19 protein-coding genes are annotated in these 20,794 nt (G+C 33.8%); 12 read left to right on the top strand and 7 right to left on the bottom strand.

Annotated elements, in window-relative coordinates; translation table 11 throughout:
- Window positions 1-70 precede the first annotated feature (70 nt).
- The 3 genes from BK054_RS00795 to BK054_RS00785 are packed head-to-tail and all read right to left on the bottom strand — an operon-like array spanning window position 71 to window position 3,366.
- Window positions 71-1,798 (bottom strand): phospho-sugar mutase, encoded by a 1,728-nt coding sequence (locus BK054_RS00795; protein ID WP_006258707.1) that lies wholly within the window; start codon window positions 1,796-1,798, stop codon window positions 71-73.
- A gap of 21 nt (window positions 1,799-1,819) precedes the next feature.
- Window positions 1,820-2,776, bottom strand: coding sequence for a glycosyltransferase family 2 protein (locus BK054_RS00790; protein ID WP_071306885.1), 957 nt, complete (start codon window positions 2,774-2,776; stop codon window positions 1,820-1,822).
- A 5-nt stretch (window positions 2,777-2,781) separates the two neighbouring features.
- Complete coding sequence (locus BK054_RS00785; protein ID WP_006258705.1) at window positions 2,782-3,366, bottom strand: DUF4199 domain-containing protein; 585 nt, start codon at window positions 3,364-3,366, stop codon at window positions 2,782-2,784.
- 860 nt (window positions 3,367-4,226) lie between these two features.
- On the opposite strand from BK054_RS00785, the gene BK054_RS00780 reads away from it, so the two are divergent.
- The 4 genes from BK054_RS00780 (at window position 4,227) to BK054_RS18525 (ending at window position 7,005) form a co-directional block, all read left to right on the top strand.
- The gene (locus BK054_RS00780; RefSeq protein ID WP_071306884.1) at window positions 4,227-4,496 is read left to right on the top strand and encodes a hypothetical protein; all 270 of its coding nucleotides are present in this window, start codon (window positions 4,227-4,229) and stop codon (window positions 4,494-4,496) included.
- A 169-nt stretch (window positions 4,497-4,665) separates the two neighbouring features.
- Window positions 4,666-5,097, top strand: coding sequence for an IS200/IS605 family transposase (tnpA, locus tag BK054_RS00775; protein WP_016648886.1), 432 nt, complete (start codon window positions 4,666-4,668; stop codon window positions 5,095-5,097).
- 624 nt (window positions 5,098-5,721) lie between these two features.
- Window positions 5,722-6,642 carry a group II intron reverse transcriptase/maturase gene (gene ltrA, locus BK054_RS00770; protein ID WP_232234324.1) on the top strand — a complete coding sequence of 307 codons (921 nt, stop codon included), beginning with the start codon at window positions 5,722-5,724 and terminating at the stop codon, window positions 6,640-6,642.
- A gap of 54 nt (window positions 6,643-6,696) precedes the next feature.
- Window positions 6,697-7,005, top strand: a complete 309-nt coding sequence (locus BK054_RS18525; protein ID WP_232234323.1) for a group II intron maturase-specific domain-containing protein — start codon at window positions 6,697-6,699, stop codon at window positions 7,003-7,005.
- 94 nt (window positions 7,006-7,099) lie between these two features.
- Here the strand turns inward: BK054_RS18525 and BK054_RS00765 are convergent, their stop codons facing one another.
- Window positions 7,100-8,389 (bottom strand): S28 family serine protease, encoded by a 1,290-nt coding sequence (locus tag BK054_RS00765; protein ID WP_006264354.1) that lies wholly within the window; start codon window positions 8,387-8,389, stop codon window positions 7,100-7,102.
- A 121-nt stretch (window positions 8,390-8,510) separates the two neighbouring features.
- On the opposite strand from BK054_RS00765, the gene BK054_RS00760 reads away from it, so the two are divergent.
- Both BK054_RS00760 and BK054_RS00755 read left to right on the top strand, forming a co-directional pair.
- Window positions 8,511-8,927, top strand: coding sequence for a DUF695 domain-containing protein (locus BK054_RS00760; protein WP_006261821.1), 417 nt, complete (start codon window positions 8,511-8,513; stop codon window positions 8,925-8,927).
- 202 nt (window positions 8,928-9,129) lie between these two features.
- Entirely contained in the window at window positions 9,130-9,381 is a 252-nt protein-coding gene (locus BK054_RS00755; protein WP_025125308.1) for a type B 50S ribosomal protein L31, read from the top strand.
- 49 nt (window positions 9,382-9,430) lie between these two features.
- Here BK054_RS00755 and BK054_RS00750 read toward each other — a convergent pair whose 3' ends face one another.
- Window positions 9,431-9,814, bottom strand: coding sequence for a hypothetical protein (locus BK054_RS00750; protein WP_071306883.1), 384 nt, complete (start codon window positions 9,812-9,814; stop codon window positions 9,431-9,433).
- A 159-nt stretch (window positions 9,815-9,973) separates the two neighbouring features.
- Here BK054_RS00750 and BK054_RS00745 point away from each other — a divergent pair, with 159 nt between their 5' ends.
- On the top strand, window positions 9,974-11,167 hold the full coding sequence (locus BK054_RS00745; protein ID WP_071306882.1) for a GlmU family protein: 1,194 nt from the start codon (window positions 9,974-9,976) through the stop codon (window positions 11,165-11,167).
- Window positions 11,168-11,206: 39 nt separating this feature from the next.
- Here the strand turns inward: BK054_RS00745 and BK054_RS00740 are convergent, their stop codons facing one another.
- A complete protein-coding gene (locus BK054_RS00740) occupies window positions 11,207-13,084 on the bottom strand; it encodes a hypothetical protein (protein ID WP_006265914.1) in 1,878 nt (625 codons plus the stop codon).
- A 34-nt stretch (window positions 13,085-13,118) separates the two neighbouring features.
- Complete coding sequence (locus BK054_RS00735) at window positions 13,119-13,562, bottom strand: DUF4268 domain-containing protein (protein WP_071306881.1); 444 nt, start codon at window positions 13,560-13,562, stop codon at window positions 13,119-13,121.
- 51 nt (window positions 13,563-13,613) lie between these two features.
- Between BK054_RS00735 and BK054_RS00730 the strand changes: the two genes are divergently transcribed.
- The 5 genes from BK054_RS00730 (at window position 13,614) to BK054_RS00705 (ending at window position 20,703) form a co-directional block, all read left to right on the top strand.
- Entirely contained in the window at window positions 13,614-14,255 is a 642-nt protein-coding gene (locus tag BK054_RS00730) for an NUDIX hydrolase (protein ID WP_006258696.1), read from the top strand.
- A gap of 159 nt (window positions 14,256-14,414) precedes the next feature.
- Window positions 14,415-15,242, top strand: a complete 828-nt coding sequence (locus tag BK054_RS00725) for a lysophospholipid acyltransferase family protein (RefSeq protein ID WP_006258695.1) — start codon at window positions 14,415-14,417, stop codon at window positions 15,240-15,242.
- A gap of 113 nt (window positions 15,243-15,355) precedes the next feature.
- Window positions 15,356-17,728, top strand: coding sequence for a tetratricopeptide repeat protein (locus tag BK054_RS00720; protein ID WP_232234322.1), 2,373 nt, complete (start codon window positions 15,356-15,358; stop codon window positions 17,726-17,728).
- A gap of 860 nt (window positions 17,729-18,588) precedes the next feature.
- Complete coding sequence (locus BK054_RS00710; protein WP_006264349.1) at window positions 18,589-19,557, top strand: AraC family transcriptional regulator; 969 nt, start codon at window positions 18,589-18,591, stop codon at window positions 19,555-19,557.
- Between the two features lie 138 nt (window positions 19,558-19,695).
- On the top strand, window positions 19,696-20,703 hold the full coding sequence (locus BK054_RS00705) for a helix-turn-helix domain-containing protein (protein ID WP_232234321.1): 1,008 nt from the start codon (window positions 19,696-19,698) through the stop codon (window positions 20,701-20,703).
- Window positions 20,704-20,794: the final 91 nt, after the last annotated feature.

The raw sequence follows: 20,794 nt of genomic DNA, 5'->3' as shown, positions 1-20,794 counted from the left end.
TTTGTTATAATGTAAAAAGCAAAAATAAAGAAAAAAAGACTGGTAGTACTACCAGTCTTTCTTATATGTTCTAATTCAACTTCATTTCGTTGATGATATCTTGAATTTTTTGGTCTAATACTTTCTCCGTTGCCTTCACTTCAGCGATATCGTGTAATGGTTCGTTTACACTAAAGTAGAATTTAATCTTCGGTTCAGTACCACTAGGACGAGCAGCTATCTTCGTACCATCTTCTAGATAATAGATTAGTACATTAGATTTAGGCACATGGATAGGTTCTATTTCATTAGTGAATAAGTTTTTCGCTTCACTAGACTGATAGTCTTCTACACATACTACTCTCTGTCCGATGATTTCAGTAAGTGGATTTTCTCTTAATTCGATCATCATTTGTTTAATCTCTTCAGCTCCAGAAATTCCTTTTTTCACTAGAGAAATAAGGTATTCTTTATAGAACTTATTGTCGATATATAGATTCATTAACTCTCTATAGAAAGAACTACCTGCAGCTTTAGCTACAGCTGCAATCTCACATACTAATAGAGCAGAAGCTACAGCGTCTTTATCACGTACAGCATCACCTACCATATATCCAAAACTCTCTTCACCACCACCGATAAATTTCTGAGTAGGACATTCATTGATAAACTTAGCTATCCATTTAAATCCTGTTAATCCTACTTTACACTCTACACCATAGCTTTCTGCTAAGTCTAGCATCATAGGAGTAGAAACGATAGTAGAACCAATAAATTCATTTCCTTTAAAACCGATATTGCGTTTGTACTGTTCTAGTAAGAAACCTGTCATCATCACCATCGTTTGGTTACCATTTAACAGAATCATATTACCATCTAAGTCACGTACACCTATACCGATACGGTCAGAATCAGGGTCAGTACCGATCACGATATCTGCACCTGTCTCATCTGCTAACTGAAGTGCCATAGTCAATGCTTCTGGTTCTTCAGGATTAGGAGATTTTACAGTAGGGAAGTCCCCATCTGGTTCTGCTTGTTCTTTTACGATGAATACATTCTTATATCCAGCAGCTTCGAATGCTCTAGGGATAAGTTTGATAGAAGTACCGTGTAGAGAAGTATACGCTATTTTTAACTGATCTTTTACAGACTGTGGAGTATCAAAGCTTGCATTCTCTACAGTTGATTGGATAAACGCAGCATCTAGTTCTTCTCCTACATAAGTAATCAGGTTATCATCCCCTTTGAAGTTTACTTCATTATAGGTTAATCTGTTGATTTCGTCTATAACAGCCGCATCATTAGGAGGAACGATTTGTCCACCATCTTGCCAGTATACTTTATATCCATTGTATTCTGGTGGGTTGTGTGATGCAGTTAATACGATACCAGCATTACATCCGTAGTGTCTTACCGCGAAAGATAACTCAGGAGTAGGGCGCATCTCTGCGAATAAGTATACTTTAATACCATTAGCAGTGAATACATCTGCTACTACTTTAGCTAACTCTTGACTGTTGTGACGACAGTCGAAGTTAATAGCTACTTTCCATTCTTGGTTAGGGAATGATTGTTTGATATAGTTTGATAATCCTTGTGTATTTTTACCTAGTGTATATTTATTGATACGATTTGTACCAATTCCCATTATACCGCGCATACCTCCTGTACCGAACTCTAAGTTTTTATAAAAACTGTCTTTAAGAGTTGCAGGATCAGTATCCATCATTTTTTGAACAGAAGCCTGTGTTTCAGCATCAAAAGGTTCTTTTAACCATAATTCAGCTTTTGCTAAGATTTCTTTTTCTATTTGCATAATATTGATATTTAGTGTGGATTAAAAACCGCTTTGTTCAGCGATTTTATATCTACTAATGTTTGTCTTTGTTTTAAGTATAAGTTCTCCTAAGAATCCCGCTAAGAATAACTGTGTTCCGATGATCATCGTTGTCAGTGATATATAGAACCACGGATCTTGAGTCACTCGGATAGCAGGTAATCCATAATAAAGCTTATACAGCTTATTCGCTCCAATAAAGAAGGCAGCACAGAACCCAACCCCAAAGGTGATAACCCCAAGTGATCCGAATAAGTGCATCGGTCTTTTGCCAAATTTAGAGAGGAACCAAATGGTAATCAAATCTAGAAAACCGTAGATAAATCTACTCATCCCAAACTTGGTAGTACCGTATTTACGTGCTTGGTGGATGACTACTTTTTCACCTATTTTGTCATAGCCTTCATTTTTGGCTAGGACAGGGATGTAGCGGTGCATCTCACCAGATACCTCTATATTTTTAATGACCTCGTTTTTATAGGCCTTTAGTCCACAGTTAAAGTCGTTTAGCTGAACACCAGAAGTCTTTCTCGCAGCCCAGTTAAATAGTTTAGAAGGAAGGTTTTTGGATACGACAGAGTCATATCGTTTCTTTTTCCAACCAGATACCATATCATACCCCTCTTTAGTGATCATATCATATAGTGCCGGTATCTCATCAGGACTATCTTGAAGATCAGCATCCATAGTGATAACTACATCTCCTAGTGCCTGTGCAAATCCAGCATGTAAAGCCTGTGATTTACCAAAGTTGCGTTGGAAGCGTATTCCTTTAACCTGAGTATCTCTAGCAGCTAGTGCAGTGATTATATTCCACGATTTGTCTTTACTACCATCATCGATAAAGAGAATCTCATAGGTAAAGCCGTTCTCCTGCATAACTTTAGTTATCCACGTATGTAGTTCTGGCAGAGACTCTGCTTCGTTTAGCAGAGGAATTACTATTGATAGATTCATCTAGATTATTTATGATCTTTATTAAAATCAGTATCTACATCGTGATTAATTTCAGGATGTGGGTTTACGAATTCTGATTTATTTTTAAATATAGCAGCTAATAATATCCCTAGTATTGAATTTCTAAGTACACTACCTGCCCATAAAAATAATTGTGATTTAGGAGCAAATTGGTTGATATTTCTAGCTTTTTCTAATTGTTCATTGATTTGTTCTTGTGGAAGTCCAGACCCGTCTAATGTTTTGATTAACATATCATAAAGAGATTTGCTAATTTCCTCCTTAGCAGAAGGATCCACGATATTAAAAAGAATATTATAAATGATAATATTCGCAGTCACTCCGATGATGACCATCAAGAAGAATGGAGTAAAACCTTCTCTGAATGTAACATATCCTCCTGCTTTTTTACGAGCAAAATAGATAGTCAGTATCCCTAAGATAACCATCACACCCATATTAAAAAAACCAGCGAAAGTATTGGCAAATAGGGCTTTGTCTGTAAAAAATATTACACTGTTAAATAGTGTGTAATAGATGGCTAATATGATTCCGAAAGTAATACCTACTTTATTTACTGGGTTCTTCATTGGTTATCTATAAATATGATTTACAAATATAATAAAATAACCCTTTTAGAACGGTATGTAATGGGAGTTTGTTAACAGAATGTGCACTAATCATCTTATTTATCTATTCTTTTTATAAAACAGTAAAGTTGTGAAGATGCAGAAGGTCTTGTCGTGCTTTCATTTATTGGTTCTTTCTATACTAGAAGGATATCTAATCGAATAATTTATAAGCATATTGAAAATGAGTATGTGGAGCGTCTTTTTATCAATGGGAATTAAAATTCATAATCCAGTTTTTTTGTTTTGCTCTAAAATGTTGATGTGTACCTCCTTATTTGAGCTATAATCTTCTATTTTTTTAAAAATTTTCGGTTCTAAACGCTGTTTTTGACCCTTTTTATAAAAAAAGTATCCTATTTTTTTTAGAATGCTAAAAAGAGATATTTACTGCTAATCTCTTTATTTATAAGGGATAGAGGCTATATTGATACAAATAATGATATGATGTACCTAATATGATACCCCCTTGTAATCCCTTATAAACACTAGTGTTGGTTCTTATTTGCTCGACAATTCATGGAGAATAAGCCGAGAATGGTGGAGTAGAGAGGTCATTAGTCGAAGAATGATTCTTGTATTGATAGGGGATCTACGACTAATCTAAAATTTGGGTTCTGTGTGGAGAGAGTTATAGGTTGATTAATTTAATTTTGAGTAAAGGGGCACTTAAATAGAATGAAGTATGGAGTATGTATGGTAGGTGTATAGGTTTGTTTGAAAAGTGTTTTTTTATATCGTATTTTAGTATTCTATTTTTATATAAAATGTTTATGCAAAAGAATAATATAGAGGGATGTGGAGCGTAAAAATGATGAAGTATGTTAGATTTAATTTCAGAGTATTTTCATACTCTTTTTAGAGAACATCCAGAGTATGGAGGTATAGGACTCGTATTGATAGGAGGTGTGCTTTTATTCTGTTCTATTAAAGCATATGAGCACATGTATGATCAGACAGGAAGACCTGTGTTTAATATGGCTTGGATACGAAATACCTTTGGAATTAAAGTAGCTAAGTTTTTGAATATCTGTTTTTCTATACTCTTTATTTTGATTGGTATAGGATTCTATCTCGCTTATAAAAAATAAAGAAGTGACTTATATAATATTTACCTATAAGGAGTGTTAGAAACCAAAAGCGCCTTTCTCTAATGAAAAGAGAAAGGCGCTTTTGGCTTTATTGGTCGCAGACTGTAGTTAAAACTATGCACTTTAGTGCATTTAGCTTTCAGCTTCTAAAAATGTTTACCTTTGATATATGGAATATCAACGAACCGGAGGACATAGTGTATCACGTTTAACTGCCCATATAGTATGGGTGACCAAATATCGTTATCCAGTATTGGAGGGTGATATTCAGATACGTTGTCGTAGCCTGATTATTCAAATCTGTGAAGCAGAAGATATTCAAATTTTAAAAGGTGTGGTATCAAAGGATCATGTTCATCTTCATATAGAGTATCGCCCATCTCAAAACATAAGCAATATTGTCAAACTCTTCAAGGGGCGTACTTCAAGGAAATTACAAATAGAATATCCTGAGTTGAAACAACGCTACTGGGGACGTCACTTTTGGGCAATAGGTTTTGGTTGTTGGAGTACAGGAAATATTACTGATGAGATGCTAAATCAATATCTTGAACACCATCGTAAACCAAATGATAACGGAGGTAACTTCATACTTGAGTAAGTAGCTCCACCCAGGCAGACTTTAGTCTGCTTTAACAAACTATGGACTTTCAGTCCATAGTGGTTGTGTGCCCAGCATGGGCAATAACTCTAGGGTGCAAGTCCCGAACACACCTTTACAGTGGGAAGTGTTAGCTAATAGCAAGGGTGTCCATCGTGAGGTGGAATCTGAAGGAAGCTTACGGCAAAACCTTGACCTGACGAACAGAAACTATATATAAGGCTCAAAGTATCGGATAAGGTTGCAACCCAAACTGAAGTCCAAAACTGTACAGAGATATGCGGGTAAATATAGCAGGCACATGAGGTGAAAGTTATTGTTCTTACCTGGGGAGGTCTTACAGACGTAGGGAGTTTTTTTTTACAGAACTACGGATAACAATTGCTGTAAGAAGTCAGCAGAGGTCATAGTATGTATGGATACAAGCTTGGCATTACCAAGAAGTCTTACGAAATACAGAAGGACTGAACTTAATTAAGTGAGAAGTAAATGAATGTTACCCAATGAAAGGCGGAATGCAGAAAATATCGATGAATATTGATAACTACCTTGAGAATGATAGGGCAGAACCTGACAGCTATCAAGCAGTAGCAGACTTTTATAGGGATAACTGAAAACAACCTCATGGAAGTACAATTAGGACAGTTAGATTTACTTGAACAAATCCTAAGTCCCTCAAATCTAAACTTAGCTTATAAACGAGTTAAGTCAAATAAAGGGAGTCATGGAATAGACAAGTTATCTACTGAAAACATGCTAGAATGGCTCTTACTTCATAGAGAATCTTTGTTAAACTCGTTAGCAAAAGGGAAGTATAAACCTCAGGGAGTACGCAGAGTAGGAATCCCCAAAGAAGGAGGTAAAGTTCGACTTCTAGGAATCCCTACAGTTATTGATAGACTAGTACAGCAAAGTATCTCTCAAGTATTATCTCGGATATACGAACGTTATTTTCATTTAAGTAGCCACGGATTTAGACCTCAAAGAGGATGTCACACAGCGCTGAAAGAGGCGAAGAAACATCTAAATGATAAGTACCACTATGTAGTAGACTTAGATTTAGAAAAGTTCTTCGATACAGTTAGTCATAGTCGGTTAATTGAACTTCTGTCAAAGCGGGTAAAAGACTCACGTGTAATATCACTTATACATAAGTATCTAAACTCTGGGGTGGTTATAAATGGAAACTATGAACAGAGTACGCAAGGAGTTGTTCAAGGAGGACCTCTGAGTCCATTACTGAGCAATATCATGCTTCATGAACTCGATATGGAGCTGGAAAGACGTGGACATCGATTTGTTCGCTATGCAGACGACTGTTTAATCTTCTGTAAGAGTAAGAGAGCATGCGAACGTGTAAAAGAGAGTATAACTCTATTTATAGAAACAGTACTGCACTTAAAAGTCAATAAAGAGAAAACTACTATAGGATATGCTCAAGGAAAGAAGTTTTTGGGGTATAGTTTCTATGTCAGTAAAAACAAACAGTGGGAACTATGTGTACATGCTAAGAGTTATAGTAAACTCAAAGATAAATTAAGATAAATTACTAAACGGAGTAATGGACAAGGATATGAGAAGCTCAAAGAAACATTAAAGATGTTTGTAAGAGGATGGGTGTCCTATTTCAAGTTAGCGAATATGTCAGATAAGATTAAGCGTATAGATAAATGGCTTCGGTCAAGAATACGGATATTTATATGGAAGAATTGGAAGAGTAAGGGATTAAGGTACACCAATCTTAAAAAGATAGGTGTTAAAGCTAATCAAGCTTATCAATGGGCTAATACCCGAAAGGGGTATTGTCGTGTAGCCTTGAGTCCTGTTTTAAAAACATCATTGAATATTTGGGTTTTAAGGAAAGCAGGTTATACATTTCTGAATGACATTTACCTAAAAGTATCGTAAATTAAGAACCGCCATGGTACGGATCCGTATGCCTGGTGGTGTGAAAGGTCGGCTGAAGAAATAATCTTCAGCCACCTACTCGATTATTTTCAAGTTATTTTAGGGGTTTTAGTCCTGTCATTTTTTCTAACGTAGAGAAGAACTGCGTTCTCATCTCAGGAGTCATATTCTTCACACGCGCTTGTCCATGATCTTTTTTAGGAAGTACGTAAGCTTTAGAGTTGACCTTAGCACTAGGTACTACCATAGAGGCACTCCATGTATCTGTCTCGCCATATACATAGATAATGTTATTCGCATCATTCTCTAACCATGTTTTTACTTTTTGGATTAGTGCATCGTTAAAGTTGTTATATGTAGTTCCTTCAGGCATAAAGGTAGCTAACGGGTTAGACGTAAAGCTCACGTATTTCTTGAATGGAGTGATGTCATATCCGTAGTATCCTAGCTGTGTTCCTGACTGATAATAGTGAGATTCGTATCGCTTGATCGTTTGATCACTAAAGAAGTCTATATTACTCACGCTAAGGAAGTGTTCTGTTAGTTCATCAATGTTTTTTGTATTTGGGAATGTAGTACATGAGTGACCACTTTGCCAGAATCCGAAGCTGTATTCTAATACGGCGTATTCAAAAGCTTTTTCTAAAGAACCTAAATAGTTAAAAGACAGTCTAGCTCCTTTAGCATACCATTTAAGCTTTTCTAGAATCTGTGTTTTATTTTCAAATAGTTTTACCTGGATATTGTAGATTTTGTCTCTACATGATTTGTCTCCTACATTTGCTAAAAATGGATATATACGAGGCTCTTCTAACGCTTGGTTAAATGGAGCTACATACGGAATCGCTACATCTACGTCATTAGGATAGAAGTATTTATAGTAGATGCTAGTCTGTCCACCTTTGCTAATACCTGTACTGATCCATTTATTGTTTGTATAGATTTCTTTAAACAGTTGGTTGATCTCATGTAAGTCAGCTGTTACTTGTTCCATAGTAAGATACTGCCATGGTTTGCCTTCAGGGATAGACTCTCCGAAGAACCTATGTTCTATATTTAAGTAGTTACTCTGTAGATAGTTTACCATTTCGCTAGCACGTACATATAGATCATAACCGTTAGTCTCCATAATCATAGGGTGGTCAAAATCCTTGTGATAGAAGTGTACCTTTTGATAAAAATAACCTTTAGAAGGATCTGTGTGATCTACTTGTTGTCTTACTCTAAGTTCATACAATAGATATGAGTCATCTTTAGACTCTAGTTGTTTGAATGTTACATTCTTTAAGTTGTACAGAGCCTGTTCTACTTTTTTCTGATCAGGGTGTGCGACTGCCAGCACTGTAATCAATAAGAATACGAGTGTGATTAATTTTTTAAACATAATGTTTTAGTCTTAAATAGGGTTAGTGTTTTCAAAGATAGGATTGTTAAAGCTTCACTAAAATATAAAAATGTTAAAATGCGAAAAATTTTGTATATTTAGTTTCAAAATTAAAAGAGTTATGAGCGATCAAAGTATGAGTATTCGTGTTTTAGAGGTAGGCGGCTTTAAAGCTACTGGAGTGATTAATATGTCTTATGCTAACTTTAGCGACAAGGATAAATATCCTTATGCATTTGTTATAGAATTATCACTTGTAGAGACAGAGCGTGAGTACCCTACATGGGAAGAAAACGAACGATTAGAAGAAATAGAGAATAATATCATAGATATCTTAAGAAGAACTCAGTCGGATATACAATATATAGGTAAAATGACGCGTAGGGGGGTAAGAGATATCTTTTGTTATTTAGCGAGTGATGATGTAGATGGAGAGGCTATAGGAGGATATTGTGATACTATAGAAGATACTATAGATATACATATAGAGATAGAAGAGGATAAGGATTGGGAGATAGTGTCTAAGCTTATTAGTTGATAACGAATAGAATATTATAAGGGATTGATAAAATCAGTAAATAAAGTAAAATAGTTATTTGATTTTTCAAATTATATTGTACATTTGCAATCTGAAATAAAATACATAAGTATAACTAAAAAGTTATCGGAAGTTTACACCTTTCTTGAAAATAGAAAGCTTCGAAATGGAAGGTAGCTCACAATTTAAAATAGAATTTATCATGAGAAAAGGTATTCACCCAGAAAATTACAGATTAGTAGCATTTAAAGATATGTCAAATGATGACGTATTCATCACAAAATCAACAGTAGAGACTAAAGAAACAATCGAAGTTGACGGAGTAGAATACCCAGTGTACAAAATGGAGATCTCTCGTACATCTCACCCATTCTACACAGGTAAATCTAAACTTATCGATACTGCAGGACGTATTGACAAATTCAAAAACAAATACGCTAAATTTGGTAAATAATTTTAGCTTATCATATACGAAAGCCTCTCAAGTGATTGAGAGGCTTTTTTTATAGTTTATATACATCTGACGTGTTGAGATATGCATCTCTAGAGAGTGTGTATAATACTTGCTTTCCTTTGGTTTGTATAAAGGCAATGACATTGTTGTTCTTGATCGGGAAGTGTATGTATAGTTCTTTTCCTTCTTCTATCATCCTGATACCGTAGGTCTCAATACTATTTATAGTGTGATGTTCAAATTCGGTGTAGTTACGTGTGCTGACTTGTCCATCTTCACTGGTGATAGTATATTTTCTTTTTTCGAACGTGATGGTGAAGTGTTTATTGTTTTCATCTGTAGCCTTCCATTCACCTTGATAAGTATCAGAGCCACTACAGCTACTTAATAGTGTACATAGGACGAGACCGAATAATAGCAATAGTTTTTTCATAATATTTTTTATTTTAAAGATAAAGGATTTATTTTGAAGTAGATAGGTTGTGGAGTGAATTTGTTATGTATGAATAGAGTATTATTTAATTGATCGTTATCACTGTTTTTTACTGTAGATTCGTTAACTTTAAACCTTTAAAATCTTGAATTATATACTATGAACTATATCTTATTCGATGGAGACGTAAGAACAGCCTTATTGCCGTTTACGTTTACTAGACCAGTAGCAGATATTCGTGTAGGAATATTGACTATCCGCGAAAAATGGGAAAATTACCTGCGTTATACAACTACAACTCTGACAGAGGAATATTTATCTACTAAATATCCAATGATAGAGGTGGAGAATAATGTAATGATTAATGCGGCTTATCTACCTAATCAAGAGGTAGCTGATTTAATTAAGGAATTACAACCTATGCAGGCTGTTATCTATAATGAAGATATAGTGGCGTTCTATACACAAGACTCTCAAGAAGAAGTGAACTTCGATGACTATGAGTTATTGGTATGTGAGAGTGAATTGATGAAGATAGAGCACAAATGGGATATATTCGAGAAGAACGACGCTGCTATTCGTGCAGATTTTGCTTTAATTACAGAAGATAGAATATCAGAAGACATTCCGGAGAGTGTAAATGTAATCGCTCCAGAGAATGTATTTATAGAAGAAGGAGCTAAGTTAGCATTTGTAACATTAAATGCTTCTACAGGGCCTATTTATATCGGTAAGAATGCTGAGATCATGGAAGGTTCGGTTATTAGAGGGCCATTTGCACTATGTGAAGAAGCGCAGGTGAAACTAGCAACTAAGATTTATGGAGCTACTACTGTAGGGCCTCACTGTAGAGTAGGTGGAGAAGTGAGTAACTCTGTGATGTTTGGATATTCTAATAAAGGGCATGACGGATTCTTAGGTAATTCTGTATTAGGAGAGTGGTGTAATCTAGGTGCAGATACAAATAACTCTAATCTAAAGAATAACTATAGTCCTGTGAAATTATGGAGCTATGAGACTCAATCGTATGAAAATACAGGTTTGCAGTTCTGTGGTTTAATGATGGGAGATCACAGTAAGAGTGGTATTAATACCATGTTCAATACAGGAACTGTAGTGGGGGTGGGATGTAGTATCTTCGGAGGAGGATTTCCTAAGACATTTTTACCAAGTTTTACTTGGGGAGGAGGAGAGTCTTCTGAAACATATAAAGTAGAGAAAGCTCTAGAAACGATGAAAATAGTGATGGCTAGACGACATGTAGAATTAACTCCTATAGATGAGGAAATCATGCATAATGTAGCAGCAGAAACAGAGATTTATAGATTTCAACAATACTTAAAGAATAGATAAAATAATCCCCAAAGTAGACTAACTGCTTTGGGGATTTTATTAATAATACGATACGGTACGAGGCCTATCGTAGTTAAAGTCTGGTAGATTCATATTGTACTGTCTAGAGTTAGCTCTGATGACGCTAGATCCTGTATCAGGCATAGTAGGGTAGAAAACAAGAGAGAGTGCTACTTTACTAAAAACTAGATAATCATTATAAGCAACAAGTCCGATGCTGAATCTAGAATAGAATTTAGAATCAAATAAGTTTTCGCTCTTATTCGTAATAAAGGCACCTTCGAAACTGAAATAAGGGTTAAAACGGAATCCTTTCCACTCATAAGGCGCGTAAGACTGCCATTGGTAAGCGAAGGCTAGACGTTTTGATCCTGTTACTTTCTGGGCACGTATTCCTTGGATTACATTATCTAATCTAAGTTCATCTCCGATGTGATCATAACGATTATATCCATAGATAAATTGAGGAGTAAAGAAGTGTCTAAAACGCCAGTTACCCATAATAAATAGCTTAGTGAAATAGGTTCCTTCTAATCGTAAAGCACCTTGCTCTGAATCACTGCCATAGAAGTAACTTCCCCATTCGACATTGCCGGAGAAATAGCCAAGTCTAGTATATCCTCCCATTGCTAGTTTAGCTCCATAGTAGGCTCTTCGCTTGCCATACTGATCTCTCATACCTCCAGTCAGTGCGAATACTTTACCGACTTGGACGTCCTCAATAATATTATAGTTAAAAATGTATTGATCTTGGACGTAGTTGATGGAACTTAAACTAACAGAAGCTAAATAGGTACTCTGGTCTCTATAGAATCCATATGGATCATATTGCTCTTGTGGGCTCTCTGTGTAATTTTGTTTTATATATCGCAATGAGGTTCTAAGATTGGTAATAACAGGTTTGTCCTTATAGCTTTTAAACAAAGGAATAGAATATCCTGCCCACGTATCTACTGTATTATACTTGCGTGATTCGTAACTGTAATTATTATTAATATCAGGTAGAGAATCTCTTCTAAAATGCTGAGATAAGGTCACACCTCCTGCCCATTTAGCATAAGGAGAGTAAAAAGGTCTGTCTACTACAATACCTTTTACATAGTCTCCCCAAACTTGTTTATTATATAATAGATTAGCTCTTATGAAGGTATTCTGAATATTGTTAACCGTATAATCGAAGTATACCCCTTGTTTTTTTTCTTTGTATCTATTCGTATACTGAAGAATCACGTCATGTCCTAGACCAGCAAAGTTTCTGTCACGTAGTTTTATCCTATAAGATGAAGTAGAGATAGAGCCGGTCGGGTATATACTCCAAGAGTCTAACTCCCTTATGAGGACATCTACAGAATCTGGATGTGATGTAGGAATAGGATACATTGTTACTTTTCTTACAAAGCTCTGGGTACGCAAAAGACGCTCACTTTCTTTAATCTTTAAAGAGTCGAAACGCTCTCCTTCTTTGAAGATTAGAAAGTTCTTGATGGTAAAGCTTTTTGTTTTGAAGTGGAGCTTATTTCCTATTTCCTCTACTTTGTTTTTAGGTGTCTTTAGAGAGTCTGTATCAGAAAACCCAAAAGGGTCTAATGTCTTGATATAGATATTGCGTATAACTTTTCCTTCGCCTAATTCTAGATGTTGGTTTGTTTTTATTTCGGGAGCATTCGCTATAAGTTTCTTATTATTCTTATAAACAAGTTTGTTGAAAAAACGTCCTACTTTTGTTTTTTTACTTTTTTGTTCGAAGTTTTTAAAAATTCGAGTGGTGTCTCTCTCTATTAACTTAGGTGCTTCATGTTCAGAGTAATGCACCTTAACATAAGACAAAGAATCTTTCTGATAAGGTTGATTTTCTTGTGCATTACTAGCTGTAAAGCATAGTGTAAATAAGATAATAAAAAAGCTTAGATAACGCATTCTTGTTTAGAAACTTAGATGTATAACGCTAAAATTACGTGTTTATTTCTAAATCTCTTATATAATCTTCGTGTTCGTAGAAAAATAATTCAAAAAGGTTCATGTTATCATTAAAGAAATCATAGATCTCATTCCAGGTTTTTCTGTTATTGATACAAACATTAGGTTGCTCTATCCAAATACGGCTGATCAATTTACCGTTTTCTAGGTAGAAGTTTCTTTCAAAAATAGCTTCAGGAAGATATTCTTCAAGTAAGATTGTTTTTAGAGATTCAATCTTTTCGAAATAGATTTTTCTTTTTTCTTCGTCTTTGTGTTCTATGTCTAATAAAACTTGTGCTTTTTTGTTATCAGCGTAGAATTTAAAAGAGAAATCTTTAATCTTAGTATTGTGTAATAACCATTTGCGAGGATATTCATCTGCAAAAGTTATCCAGAATTCTTTTTTTATTCGTTGTGCTTCTTCTTTGCTAAACATAGATAATAAAATTGTAATTTTAGTAGTTGTAATTTATACGTGTACAAAAATATGACTTTTGATTCTCTTTTACATAGAATACCTGAAATTAAAAGTGTTAATCTACTAGGAGTAGAAGCACAGCAACTTATGGTGCCTGAAGAAAGGCGCCCTTACTTAGCTGTAGATGATTTCATTAAGAAGGATCCGAGATACTCTGCTGTGATGATGCTTTTATACCCTAAAGGAGAGGATACTTCTATCTTATTAATCGAAAGAGCTAGCTGTGGTGGAGTGCATTCAGGACAAATAGGATTCCCAGGAGGGAAGTATGAGGAAGAAGACTTGTCTTTAGAGAGGACAGCGCTAAGAGAAACGGATGAAGAAATAGGAGTGTCTCCTAGTAAAATACAAGTGCTAAAGGCATTTACGAGGGTGTATATTCCTCCTAGTAATTTTATCGTACAACCTTATTTAGGAGTGATAGACCATACTCCTAAAATGACATTAAGTGTAGATGAGGTGGCTAGTGTGATAGAGATGCCACTTAAGACCCTGTTAGACGACAGCATTGTCAAAGAGGTAGGGCTACAAACTAGTTATGCTAAGTTTATAGATGTGCCTGCGTATGTATACAAAGATTTTACGATTTGGGGAGCTACGGCGATGATGTTAAGTGAGTTAAAGGAGACAATTAAGCAGATATATAAGTAGGTTATAAAAAAATATTGATTCTTTATCTGTTCTGTTATTCAGTATATTAGTGTTTATTTAATACTATTTAGTATTTAGAAGTATGACTTATTTCATTTAATTAACAAAGTAGAGGAGTAAAAGTTGTAATTTTGTAGTTCGAACCAATGTGTGTGAATTATGGGATTGTTTAAAAGAAATCCATTTGGTCATATTTTATTTTTAAAGAAGTGGATAATTAGAGTTTTTGGATTTGCAACGCATCAGCGTTTCCGTGGCTTTAATAGCTTACAAATAGAAGGCTCTGAAGTGCTTAGGCAATTGCCAGATAGGCATGTATTATTTATTTCAAATCACCAAACTTACTTTGCTGATGTGGTAGCAATGTACCATGTATTTAATGCAAGTCTTAAAGGACGTGAAGATTCTATCAAGAATATATTTTATATCTGGAAGCCAAAGTTGAATCTGTATTATGTAGCTGCATCTGAAACAATGAAGGCCGGATGGCTACCGCGTATATTAGCTTATGTAGGGGCTGTAACAGTAGATAGAACGTGGAGAAGCCAGGGAAAAGAGTTAGAAGAGAAAAGAGAGGTGAATCAAGATCAGGTAGAGAATATTAAAGTAGCTCTAGATGATGGATGGGTAATCACTTTCCCTCAGGGAACGACTAAGTCTTTTAAACCTATTAGAAAAGGAACGGCTCATATTATTAAGAATTATAAGCCTATCGTAGTGCCTATTGTTATCGATGGATTTAGAAGATCTTTTGATAAAAAAGGATTACACCTTAAGAAAAAAGGAATTCTTCAATCTATGGTGATTAAAGAGCCTTTAGATATCGACTACGAGAATGATACTATAGAGCAAATCGTAGAAAAAGTAGAGATGGCGATAGAGCAACACCCTTCTTTCTTGAAAGTGATTCCAGAAGAATTTATAGAAGAGGAGAAGGCATTAAATGAAAAAAGAACTTATAGATATTATAAAAAAGACGAACGATAGTTCGTCTTTTTTTGTTTAGGGTTTAGGGTAAAATGTTTTAGGTGTCTTTTTAGGGAATTAGTTAATGTATTATCTTTATCGTTTATTTATACAAAAAAGGAAAGATGTGCTTTATGGAGCAAAAAGATAAACGATTAGACGAAATAAAAGAATTATATGATCAGTTGGTGATGGGAGATGATTTGTCTAATGCCAATGAAGATCAGAAAATAGAATTATACCATAAAAATCAAGAACTGTCAGAACAGATATTATCGATTATAGAGGAGATTCTAAGAGAGGATGCATTAGATAAGGATGCGCTATTCTGGAAGATACGCATCTATAATGGGCCATACTATGACGATGTCTCTGTGATGATGTCTACAGCACAAGAGATTATAGATAAACTGCCTACTGATAAGAAGTCTGTGTTTAGTGCTTTTGATTGGTTGTCTTGGATCTATGAGACTAAATTAGAGCTTAAAGAGAAAGCAATTGAGGTACTACATGATAAGTTAATCGAAATATCGTTGTTAAAAGACGATTATAGTCTGCAAGATAAAGAGTTCGGAGAGACTTACTATATGATAGCTTATCTATATCGTGAATTAGAAGATTATAGTACAGCGGTGTCTTTTTATAAATTAGCTTATGATCACTTCCCTGATCATTATTACGCTACTTATCAAGGAGGACGATTATTTTTAGAAAGAGGAGAGTATAATGAGGCTTATGAGTTATTAAACTCTTTCTATATCTTTCATGGAAATGAGTATAGTGTCAATTTTGGAAAAGAAATAGAGGAACTGTATAAAGCAGGAAAATTAGAGGGGTATTGGAATCTAATCTCTTTATTATATCATATCGGTATTGATTATCCTGAAGAATTCGGAGCGAAGAATACACGTGAATATGGAATGAGGTTCGCTGATATAATAGAGGAAGAGTTAAAAACTAACCCTGAGAATGAAATAGTACTTCGTATGAAAATACGTTACTATCTCGTAGTAGAAAAAAATTCAAAGAAGGCTTTCGAAACTTTAGGTAAGTATTATTCAGTGGTAAAGGAAGTGACTAGTTCTCTATTTTTTACTTATTATGAATTAGCAGAGAAATTTGGTGTGTCAATAGAGGATTATCCTATTCGATGTGATAGTTTTTATGGGTACAACTTGATGACTCGTTTTCTAGAAAAAGCTGGAGAACTAAAAGGAGAAGATAATGAAAGGGCATTAAAGTACTATGAACAGGCAAAAGAAATAGGAGGATTAGTCATCCCTCAACTTGATGCTTATTTTGATAGAGGAGAAGGCCCAAAGGTGAATAATAATAGTCATGGCTATGCGATGCTGTGTAATAACCTGGGAATAGCGATCAGAAATGTATCTAAATTAAAGGAAGATACTTATGAGACTGATGACTGTAGATATGCCTTAACCCTTCATCGCAAAGGGTATGAGTTGTCTCCATTTATAGAGAACTTAGACAATGGTTTGTTTTTAGCAGAAACATTAGAAGAGTTTAGAGAAGTTGAGTATTTCTCTCAAGAACTATTAACGTATCACGATGAGTTTAGCAGTGAGTGGATGTCTGTTCAAGGACGTATTTTAAAGAATCATATTAATGCTAATCAATATGAGGAGGCAGAGTTATTTTATTACAGCTTAAAAGAGCGATTTGAACAAAAAGAAATAGAGGATGAGGACATTGTATCAGAGATGATCTATATGGCAGCAGACTTCTTTACTTATGTGAGATATAAGAAGCACGATTTTTATAAAACTATTGAATTAACAGAAGAGTTCTTCAGTAACCCTATGTATTTTGATTTAGTAGATGAGGTAGCGAAGGTTAATTATTGGTTTAGTTTAGCTTGGTCTTATCATGGGTTAAATGATAGAAATAATGCAAGTAAGTATTTTGATATGATAGTCGATGCTTTTGATGGACATGGGCGCTATCAGAGTACAGTAGATGAAATTCCTCAAGAATACAAGTTACCTAGTGAGGAACGTGAAGCTGTTAATCGATTATGGCATTTGGCACAAGTAGAGGTTAATGTTACACAGAATTATTCTTTAATGGACCATACAGCGAATATTAAGTATTTGGCTGATATTGTTGATTATGTACAACAGGGACAAGAGACACCTGCTGAATATTGGGTAAGTGAAGAATACCATTTAAAAGTATGTCCTAGGAATTTAAGAGAAAATACTAAGGAGGTTATTTATGATACATCATTAGATTTTTATTTTAAAGAAGGAAATTATACTATTCGTTTTAATATAGATGAACGCGAAGAGAAAGTAAGGAAGCTATTAGGGTTAATCTCAAAAAAGATTTGGGCAAAAGAAGTTTATACTTATTATTACTTCTATGAAGATGATGAAGAGACTTCTAATGATTATGAAGTCTATGGTGGAGGGAAACACCCTGATTTAGACAAGGTCGCTCAACAATTATGGAATACTTGGGTGGAAAAAATTAAAACAGTAAACTAAGAAAGGTACCTAGTAAGGTACTAAATAAGTTAAAACGACGTATCAGTACGATGTTCTAATAAAATGAAACATGAACAGTCATGTATAGTTAATATAGCTATATATGGCTGTTTTTTTGTTTCATTAAATGTGAAGAAATAGGTTAAAAGGAAGCATAAATGAAGTATTTTAAAAAGAATATGTTTTTTATGACTATTGTGTTTTTTACTTTCTTTTGGTTGTTTTTATGATTGTAAGTTTATTTTTTAGGTTAAAAAATATTGATTAATGATAGTTGTTTATGTTTGTGTGTATTGTGCTGTGTGACTGTATGCGAAATATTCTTGTTTCATGTTTTTAAATATGTGACTTTTTAGATGTCTTGTTGTCTTATTTACAGAAGTTAACCATTCATTTTTGTGTAAAGTATACTTATAAGGTATATAATATATCTAAAAAATAAAGTATGATATATATCATGTAACAAAAATAGGAGCTTGAATTACCTAATAATCGGATTTTGCGATAATATTTTTAGTAATATTTACAAAATAAGGGTAATTTGGTTTATTATTTTCTTTACTTAAACATGAATGGTGAATAAAGTTTAATAATTTATTGTGTAATGGTTGTTTTTTGTTCGTCATTTTAAGTTTATATATATGATTTTCACAAAACTGATCTTGCATTGTTAAAAAATGTTTTTAAGTAAGAAATAAGTAATAAATTTGCACTGCTTTAGAGAAAAATATGAATATGCGAATATTTATATTTAAGTCCCCACTTATCTAGGCATGTACCACATATTGTATCAATATGTGGCGTATGATCTTGTGCGTTGAGGGCAGCTTCCAAAGCATTGCATTAACACCACCTAACGCATGAAATTTTTGAGTAATCCTTATAACGCAAAAAGTGATAAAGCTATCTTCGAAAAGATAGTGCAGCTAACTATTGTATTAGTGGCTTTGCAGTTTTTATTATCGCTAATCAATATTAATATTACGTTTGGATACTTCATCCTACCTATCATATACGTTATGATAAAATATGACCGTACAGAGGTCAATATCTTTAATAAATTACAATTACATTTTGTAGGTACTTTAGGAGTACTATTATTAGCTTTTAGTGAAATGACAATGCTATATGAGATTGTTAACCTACTTTTTTTGGTAGGATATCTATTTGCTATTTGTAAAAATATAAACTCAGTACACGCAAAGAACTTAAGTTATAAGGCATTTAACTTTATTAGCTTTTTTAGTTTTTATGCTGTTGCTGGTACTGTAATTTGTTTTTTCTATTTCCTAATGGATTTATTTGATAAGAGCTATGGAGTAACAAGTTCTTTCTTATTTGGTGGAATAGATTTCTTTGCTATTTTGTTTTCGACACTTACTTTGATTGTTAGTCGTTCAGAAGAAACTGTTGATAATGAAACTAAGGAGGTAACAAATAAGATTATAGAAGCTCCTGTGTTGAATGTTGTTGTTACTGATGTATTAGAGACAGAAATGAGTGGTCAAGTAGAAAGTATTATTCAATACTTCGAAAACTCAGAAGAATATTTGGATACTAATTTCTCTTTAGATCATTTAGCTAAAGAAGTTGAGATGAGTAAACATCAAGTGTCAGAAGTTATCAATCACGATATGAATACTAGTTTCTATCAGTTGTTAGCAAAGTATAGAATTAACCATGCGAAATTTTTAATAGAAAAGAAACAGAACTTGACTATTGAGGCGATAGTAGATGAGTGTGGATTCAGTAGTAAGTCAACTTTTAATAAATATTTTAAATATTTCGTTGGCCAGACACCATCAGGTTATAGAAGTTTGGTAGCGTAAGGATAAGTTATGGAAGAATATTTATACATACTTATTTTATCAGCAGCAATCGTTTTCGCATGTATATCTTACTTTATAAATAATAGATTAGTTAGTAAAAGAAGTTCTCAGAGAATTTTAAATTGGTTTTTACTATTTATGATTCTTCATTGTACAGTAACTATTCTAGTGCGATTCTTTTTTGAAGAAGAAACATTTGTTTATTTAGGGATGCCATTTGGAATATTTTATGCACCATATTTTTACTGTTGTTTTAAAACGTTTGTAAAAGAGGTTAAAGAAAATGCTGATACAGGTAAAAGTGCGATAGTATTTTTTAAAGATGACTATATTCACTTTGTACCAGGTGTTCTTTTTTTTATTGGATATATCATTACCTTATTTAATTTAGGCAGTGTTGAGGTAGAATTTTTGATTTACTACTATTTAGTTAATTATGTAGTATTAGGAAGTCAGCTAATTCTTTATGCCATTTTTGGTTATTTAGCAGTCAGTAAGTTAAATATATCTAATTCTGTACGCTTATTAGTATTGCGTGTTATTTGGATTATGGTTTTTGTGGGAATTGTTTCAATAGGATTAGTATTGTACAATGCAATTCCTAATAATGATGGTAATGTATTATATCTAGGGGTGCTGTGTTTAGCAATGACTATTTTTTTCTATTATGTAGAAAAATTGAAAAGCGATGAGGTTTATATTAACCAAAGGGAAGAGGAGAAGTCTGGAGATATAGTTGATGTAGAGCTAAACAAGTATGAGAAATCTAAGTTTGCAAACGAATTTGTAGATGAGTATAAAGAGAAAATAGAAAAAGTAATTTTTAAAGATCAATTGTTTTTAAAAACAAATTGTTCATTGGATTTAGTAGAGAAATTAACACGTATACAGAGACATCATCTGTCACAGTTCTTCTCTACTGAATACGGTAAGAATTTCAATACTTATATCAATGAGTTGCGAGTAGAATATGCTAAAGAGACATTGAAAGCTAGAGAATACAATGTTTCTGTTAGTGAATTAGGAGAAGAATGTGGTTTTAACTCAAGAACATCTTTCTTTAGAGCATTTAAAAAATATGTGGGAGTATCTCCTTCAGAGTATATTGAGAATCAACAAGTCAGAACGACAAACAACAATAATTAATTACCTCGATTTTACATAGCCAGTGTAGAATCAATCGCTACAAAAAAGTCACAACGTTTCGCCAATGTTGTGACTTTTTTTTTGTTTTAAG

It is taken from the genome of Myroides sp. ZB35, assembly GCF_001865835.1.
GTDB classification, from domain to species: Bacteria; Bacteroidota; Bacteroidia; order Flavobacteriales; family Flavobacteriaceae; genus Flavobacterium; species Flavobacterium odoratimimum.
This window is presented reverse-complemented; position numbering and strand designations above follow the sequence as displayed.